General features: G+C 70.6%; 6 protein-coding genes. 2 read left to right on the top strand and 4 right to left on the bottom strand.

Translation table 11 applies throughout. From position 1 onward, the window contains the following. Positions 1-2 precede the first annotated feature (2 nt). The 4 genes from iolD to iolC are packed head-to-tail and all read right to left on the bottom strand — an operon-like array spanning position 3 to position 5,104. On the bottom strand, positions 3-1,892 hold the full coding sequence (iolD, locus tag ACWEFL_RS07605; RefSeq protein ID WP_451708799.1) for a 3D-(3,5/4)-trihydroxycyclohexane-1,2-dione acylhydrolase (decyclizing): 1,890 nt from the start codon (positions 1,890-1,892) through the stop codon (positions 3-5). Continuing rightward, entirely contained in the window at positions 1,889-3,055 is a 1,167-nt protein-coding gene (iolB, locus tag ACWEFL_RS07610) for a 5-deoxy-glucuronate isomerase (RefSeq protein WP_451708801.1), read from the bottom strand. Before iolB ends, iolD begins: the two co-directional genes overlap by 4 nt. 49 nt (positions 3,056-3,104) lie before the next feature. Continuing rightward, positions 3,105-3,989 (bottom strand): Cgl0159 family (beta/alpha)8-fold protein, encoded by an 885-nt coding sequence (locus ACWEFL_RS07615; protein WP_451708804.1) that lies wholly within the window; start codon positions 3,987-3,989, stop codon positions 3,105-3,107. After that, the gene (gene iolC, locus ACWEFL_RS07620) at positions 3,986-5,104 is read right to left on the bottom strand and encodes a 5-dehydro-2-deoxygluconokinase (RefSeq protein ID WP_451708806.1); all 1,119 of its coding nucleotides are present in this window, start codon (positions 5,102-5,104) and stop codon (positions 3,986-3,988) included. Before iolC ends, ACWEFL_RS07615 begins: the two co-directional genes overlap by 4 nt. Before the next feature lie 130 nt (positions 5,105-5,234). Here iolC and ACWEFL_RS07625 point away from each other — a divergent pair, with 130 nt between their 5' ends. Both ACWEFL_RS07625 and ACWEFL_RS07630 read left to right on the top strand, forming a co-directional pair. Then, on the top strand, positions 5,235-6,146 hold the full coding sequence (locus ACWEFL_RS07625; RefSeq protein WP_451708809.1) for a sugar phosphate isomerase/epimerase family protein: 912 nt from the start codon (positions 5,235-5,237) through the stop codon (positions 6,144-6,146). Positions 6,147-6,474: 328 nt separating this feature from the next. Then, entirely contained in the window at positions 6,475-6,675 is a 201-nt protein-coding gene (locus ACWEFL_RS07630; protein WP_451708812.1) for a helix-turn-helix transcriptional regulator, read from the top strand. Positions 6,676-6,926: the final 251 nt, after the last annotated feature.

Raw genomic sequence — 6,926 nt, forward strand, 5'->3', positions numbered from 1 at the left:
GTTCACAAATGGCGGCGTCGGGCTGCGACGTGTCGCTCGTACTCCTCGCGGGCCTTGATCGCGGACTGACGAGTCGCGGTCTCGGCCACAGGAACATCCCACCACGCCTGTGCCGGGGGCGGGCCCGACACAGTGTCTGCCGTTTCGGTCTCGACGTAGACACCTGTGGGCACGTCCGACCAGCGCGCTTCGGCAAGCGCTTCCCGCAGGTCACGAACCGTGCGCGCGCGGATGACGCGCAGTCCGAGCGCCGCCGCGTTCGCGGCGAGGTCGACGGGGAGCGGGGCGCCGGTGAAGGTGCCGTCTCCGGCGCGATGGCGGTAGGCGGTGCCGAACCGTTCCGCGCCCACCGACGCGGAGAGGCCGCCGATCGACGCGTATCCGTGGTTCTGGAGAATCACCACCTTGATCGGGATGTTCTCCTGGACCGCGGTGACGATCTCGGTGGGGTTCATCAGATAGGTGCCGTCGCCGACGAGCGCCCAGACGGGCCGTCCGGGGGCCGCCATCGCGACGCCGATCGCCGCGGGGATCTCGTATCCCATGCAGGAGTAGCCGTACTCGACGTGGTACTGGTCGGCGCTGCGGGCGCGCCAGAGCTTGTGGAGGTCGCCGGGGAGCGAACCCGCCGCGTTGATCAGGATGTCCTCCCCCGTGACCAGGGTTTCGAGCGCGCCGAGGACCTGTGTCTGGGTGGGGCGGGCATCCGGGTCCCCCGCCGCGTAGGCGGCGTCCACTCGGTGCTCCCAGCGGTTTTTGCCGCCCGCGTACTCCGTCTCGTACGAGGGCGGGACGCGGAAGCCGGGGTCGAGCGCGCCGGTCAGTTCCTCAAGGGCGACGCGGGCGTCGGCGACGAGGGAGAGTCCGGCCATCTTGTGGGCGTCGAAGGAGGTGACGTTGATGTTGAGGAACCGGACGGCCGGGTTCTGGAAGAGGGTCGAGGACGCGGTGGTGAAGTCCGACCAGCGGGTCCCGACGCCGATGACGAGGTCGGCGGTACGGGCCAGGTCATCGGCGGTGGCGGTGCCGGTATGGCCGATTCCGCCGACGTCGCCGGGGTGGTCGTACGGCAGCGATCCCTTGCCGGCCTGCGTGGAGGCGACGGGGATGCCGGTCGCGTCGGCGAGCGCCGCGAGGGCGTCCTCGGCCTCGCTGTGGTGGACGCCCCCGCCCGCGACGATCAGCGGCCGTCCGGCCGCGGCCAGGGCGTGGCGGGCTCCGTCCAGCGCATGACGGTCGGGCCGTGGGCGTCCCACCCGCCAGACGCGCTCGGCGAAGAAGTCCTCGGGCCAGTCGTACGCCTCGGCCTGCACGTCCTGCGGCAGCGCCAGCGTCACCGCGCCCGTCTCCGCGGGGTCGGTGAGCACGCGCATCGCCTGAAGCGCCGCCGGAATCAGCGCCTCCGGGCGGGTGACGCGATCGAAGTACCGGGAGACCGGGCGGAGGGTGTCATTGACCGACACGTCTCCCGCGTACGGGACCTCGAGCTGCTGGAGCACCGGGTCGGCGGGCCTGGTCGCGAAGACGTCGCCGGGCAGCAGAAGGACGGGCAGCCGGTTGACGGTGGCGAGCGCGGCCCCGGTCACGAGATTGGTCGCGCCGGGACCGATGGAGGTGGTGACCGCGTGGGCGGAGAGCCTGCGGGACTGGCGTGCGTAGCCGACGGCGGCGTGGACCATGGCCTGTTCGTTACGGCCCTGGTGGTACGGCATCTCCGCATGGGGTCCGGTGCCCGACTCCAGCAGCGCCTGGCCGATGCCGGCGACATTGCCGTGGCCGAAGATGCCCCAGGTGGCGGCGATCAGCCGTTGGCGGTGGCCGTCGCGCTCGGTGTGCTGGCGGGCGAGGAAGGCGAGGAGGGCCTGGGCGACGGTGAGTCGGCGCGTGGTCATCGGTGGCCTTCCTCGGGGGCGGTACCGGAAGGTGATGGGTCCGCCGGGGTCGCTGGACCGTCCGCCGGGTGCTCGGCGTCGCCCCGGCGGTCGGGGGCGGCGCGGTGGTCGCGGGCGGCGCGGTGGTCGGGGGCGGTTTCGGACGTGGGGCCGACTCCGGATGCAGGGCCGTCCGCCGGATCCGGCGGTTCCGCTGCCCGAAGCGGCGGGGCCGGGCTCGCTCCGTACAGCGGCAGCCGGGGGTCGACGGGCTGGGCGGGCCAGGTGTCGCGGATCCAGCCGTGCTCGGGATGGTCGCGGATCAGCCACGCGCGTTCCGCGCCGGGGCCGGCCATGACGTTGAGGTAGTACATGTCACGGCCCGGGGACGCGATGGAGGGGCCGTGCCAGCCGTCGGGGATGAGGACGACATCTCCCGTGCGGACTTCGGCGAGGACGTCCGTACCGCCCGCGCGGGACGGGGAGACCCGGTGGTAGCCGAGCCCGTTCCGGGCGATCTCGAAGTAGTAGATCTCCTCCAGTTCGGATTCGATGCCCGGCAGGTGCTCGTCGTGCTTGTGGGGCGGGTAGGAGGACCAGTTTCCGCCCGGGGTGAGCACCTCGACCGCGATCAGCCGGTCGCAGACGAACACGTCCGCCGCGGCGAAGTTGTTGACCTGGCGCGAGCAGGCGCCGGAGCCGCGCAGTTCGACGGGTACCTCCGGTGCGGGGCCGTAGCGAGCGGGGAGTCGGCGCTCGCACTTCGCTCCTGCCAGGGCGAAGCGGCCTCCCGCACCGGAGGCGATCTGTGCATGGGCATCGCGCGGTAGATAGGCGAAATCGGTCACTCCATCGAACACACTTTCCCTGCCCAGCAGTTCGAAAAACTCACCTTCGACATACACGGTGCAGCCTCCGTTGAGGGGGAGCACGATCCACTCGATCTCCCCGGTGGCGAAGGAGTGGGACTCTCCGGGCCCCAGCTCCAGCACCCGGATGCCGGTGTATCCCCAGCCGGCCTGCCCGGGGTCGATCCGGAGGGCGTACGGGCCGCTGACCGCGCCGCCCGCCGGAACGTAAAGCCCCGGAAGCTTCACTTCCGGTGTCCGCGTTCCGTCCGGTGTCCGCGTTCCGTTCGTCGTCCCCGGCTTCCCGTCGGGTGTCCGCATTCCGTCGGCGCTCATGACGTCTCCGTACTCCCAGTTCCGGCTGGAGGTTCTTCTGAAGGATCTCCTAGAGCAGCCCTACAGCCGTGTCGACCGCCCCGGCGACGTCTCCGTCGACCGGGTAGAGCAGCGAGCGTCCCACTACCAGACCCTGGACGGTGGGAAGTTGCAGAGCTCCGCGCCATTTCTCATACGCGCCGTCCTGGTCGTCGCCGATCTCACCGCCGAGGATCACCGCAGGTAGCGTCGAGGTTTCCATCACCGCGGCCATGTCGTCGGGATCGTCGGTGACGGGGACTTTCAGCCAGGTGTACGCGGAAGTTCCGGCCAGCCCGGACGCTATGGCGATCGACCGGGTGACCGCCTCGGCGCCCAGATCGTTGCGGAGGCGTCCGTCGATCCGGTGACAGATGAACGGCTCGACGAAGACGGGAAGCCGACGCTCCGCCATCTCGTCGACGGTACGGGCGGCGGCGTGCAGCGTGTCGAGGGATCCGGGGTCCTGGTAGTCGATACGCAGCAGCAGCTTGCCGGCGTCGAAGCCGAGCCGGTCCAGATCCCGGGCTCGGTGGCCGGTGAAACGGTCGTCGAGTTCGAAGGACGCGCCCGCGAGACCGCCGCGGTTCATCGAGCCGATGACGATCTTGTCGTCGAGCGCGCCGAGCAGCAGCAGGTCGTCGAGGATGTCGGCGCTCGCGAGAACGCCGTCGACGCCGGGGCGGGAGAGCGCCAGACAGAGCCGCTCCAGAAGGCCGAGCCGGTTGGCCATCGCGAGACGCTTCTCGCCGACGGCGAGTGCTCCACGGGCCGGGTGATCGGCCGCCACTATCATCAGCCGGCCGCTGTCACCGACGAGCCGGGGCCGTCTACGGCGACGGGCGGCGGCCTCCGCCACGGCCTCCGGGTGGCGGGTGCGGATCCCGATCAGCTCGGCGATGTCGACCCGGCTCAAGTCACGGCTCCGCTTCCGGCCTCGGGCCCGGCCGCCGGCCCGGCCTCCGGGAACACGGGCCCGTCGGGCACGGACTGAGGCGGAGTCGGGGACGGAGGCGGCGTGGGGGACGGAGGCGGCGTCGGGGACTGTGGAACCGGGCCGCCCGACAGGACCTGGTCGACTTCGTCCGCGTACGGCATCGCGGCCGAGCAGGCGAGACGGGACGCCACGATGGCTCCGGCGGCGTTGGCGTACCGTATGACGCGCTCCAGCTTCCATCCGGAGAGCAGCCCGTGGCACAGCGCTCCGCCGAACGCGTCCCCCGCGCCCAGCCCGTTGACCACCTCGACGGGGACCGGCGGGACCTCGGCCCTGGTGCCGTCGCGGTGGAGGGCGAGAACGCCCTTGGGACCCTGTTTGACGACGGCGAGTTCGACCCCCGCGGCGAGCAGCGCGCGGGCCGCCGCGTCGGGGTCGCGTTCTCCCGTGGCGATCTCGCACTCTTCGAGGTTGCCGACGGCGACCGTCGCGCGGTCCAGCGCCCGCCGGTACTGCGTCCGTGCCGCACCGGGGCCCTGCCCGGCCTCGCCGTGCCAGAACATGGGCCGCCAGTCGAGGTCGAAGACGGTGATGCCGGACCGGTTCCGGTGGGCGAGCGCGGCCAGGGTCGCGGCCCGGCTCGGCTCGGCGCACAGCCCGGTGCCGGTCATCCAGAAGACGCGTGCCGCGCGGATCGCCGCCGGATCCAGCTCATGCTCATGGATCTCCAGATCGGGTGCCTTGGGCTGCCGGTAGAAGTAGAGAGGGAAGTCGTCGGGCGGGAAGATCTCGCAGAAGGTGACCGGGGTGGGGTACGCGGGGACCGGTGCCACCCAGCGGTCGTCCACACCGAACTCGCCGAGCGCCTGGTGGAGGTATTCGCCGAAGGGATCCTGCCCGGTACGGGTGATCACCGCGGTGCGTCTGCCGAGGCGGGCCGCGCCCACGGCCACATTGGCCGCCGAACCGCCGAGGAACTTCCCGAAAGTGTCGACCTGCGCCAGCGGAACCCCGGTCCGCAGCGGGTACAGGTCCACCCCGATCCGTCCCATCGTGATCACGTCGTACGGCTGAGGGTCGTACGGCTGAGGCATGCGCGTCCCTTCGGTTCGACGCCCGGCTCCGACCAGGTCTAGTGCTCTCTCCTGAACCCTGTCAACATTTTGTCCTGACATTCGGACGAAGGCTTGACACCCTTCCGAGGCGGCCGGAAAGCTCGTCGGCATGACCTCCACCGTCCCTTCCCTGAACCGCATCCGGGTCGGCTCGGCCCCCGACTCCTGGGGGGTGTGGTTCGCCGACGATCCTCGGCAGATCCCCTGGCGGCGGTTCCTCGACGAGGTCGCCGAAGCCGGTTACGAGTGGATCGAACTGGGCCCGTACGGCTATCTCCCCAGCGACCCGGCGGTCCTCGCCGAGGAGACCGCCCGGCGCGGGCTGAAGGTCTCGGCGGGCACGGTCTTCACCGGGCTGCACCACGGTCCGGCCGTCTGGGACGAGACCTGGGCCCATGTCTCGGACATCGCGGCGCTGAGCCGGGCCATGGGCGCGGAGCATCTGGTCGTCATCCCGTCCTTCTGGCGTGACGACAAGACCGGGAAGGTGCTGGAGGACAGCACGCTGACGTCGGCGCAGTGGCGGGATCTGACCGCTCAGACCGAGCGGCTGGGCCGGGAGGTGCGGGAGCGGTACGGCCTGAAGATCGTCGTGCACCCGCACGCCGACACCCATATCGACAGCGAGGAGAACGTCAGCCGCTTCCTCGACGCCACCGATCCCGGCCTGGTCTCCCTCTGTCTCGACACCGGGCACTACGCCTACTGCGGCGGCGACAGCGTCAAGCTGATCGAGACCTACGGCGAGCGGATCGGCTATCTCCATCTCAAACAGGTGGATCCGGAGGTCCTGGCGACGGTCGTCGCCGAACAGTTGCCGTTCGGTCCGGCCGTCGGGCGCGGTGTGATGTGCGAGCCCCCGGCGGGGGTGCCCGCGCTGGAGCCCGTACTGACCGCGGCACAGGCCCTGGGCGTGGAACTCTTCGCCATCGTGGAGCAGGACATGTACCCCTGCCCGCCGGACAGACCTCTCCCGATCGCCCGCCGGACCCGCGGGTTCCTGCGCTCCTGCGGCGCCTGAGCGCTGTTCAGCCCTCTGGACTCAGAGCCTCCGGATTCGGAGCTTCCGGAGCCAGGCCCTCGGGATTCGGCGCTTCCGAAGGCCACCCGGACAGCGCGTTCCCTCCAGCTCAGGCGTCATACGTGTCAAACCCGTGACCTTTGTCGCGTGGTGATCACGCATATCCCGATTACGCGGGTATTCGGTCACAGCCGGTCGACAGACCCGTCCCCCCTTCGCTCCATGTCGTTCACCCGGCGAGGCTCAGTGATCGCCAGCGTCCGCACGACAGCTCCCCCGATGGCCCCCAGGCCGCCGTCTGTCGCGCGAGCAGGGAGGTGCCAGACAGATGACGGACCGAAGGCTCTGGTCGTACAAGGACATCGCAGCCCACATCCGGGTGCAGCCGGACACCGTCCGCTCCTATCGCAAGCACGGCCATCTTCCGCCGCCCGACCATGTGGAGGCGGGGAAGCCCTACTGGTACGCGGAGACCATCCGCAGGTGGGTCGCCAACCGCCCCGGCAACAGAGGCCGCAGAGACGGCTAGGTCGCTTCTGATGGACCAGGCTGGATCAGGGAGCGGGGTCTGGTGCCGTGGACCGCAAGGCGGAGGAGGGAGTCCATACGATGGGGCCACCTCCCGGGCCGCCAGGCCCAGGGGGAAGGTGCCAGGCCACGCGAGCCCAGCAAGATCCATCAGAAGCGACCTAACCCCGCCACTGCCCGGCGAGCCCGCACCCCGTCCAGGGTGCTCGGCGGATTCACCACCTTCTCGACGTACGCACTCGACTTCCGCGA

The sequence above is a fragment of the Streptomyces sp. NPDC004838 genome (assembly GCF_053600955.1).

Excerpts from the sequence above, each read along its gene's own strand:
- iolC (WP_451708806.1), bottom strand. The coding sequence starts at position 5,104 with ATGCCTCAGCCGTACGACCCTCAGCCGTACGACGTGATCACGATGGGA.
- ACWEFL_RS07625 (WP_451708809.1), top strand. The coding sequence starts at position 5,235 with ATGACCTCCACCGTCCCTTCCCTGAACCGCATCCGGGTCGGCTCGGCC.
- ACWEFL_RS07630 (WP_451708812.1), top strand. The coding sequence starts at position 6,475 with ATGACGGACCGAAGGCTCTGGTCGTACAAGGACATCGCAGCCCACATC.
- iolD (WP_451708799.1), bottom strand. The coding sequence starts at position 1,892 with ATGACCACGCGCCGACTCACCGTCGCCCAGGCCCTCCTCGCCTTCCTC.
- iolB (WP_451708801.1), bottom strand. The coding sequence starts at position 3,055 with ATGAGCGCCGACGGAATGCGGACACCCGACGGGAAGCCGGGGACGACG.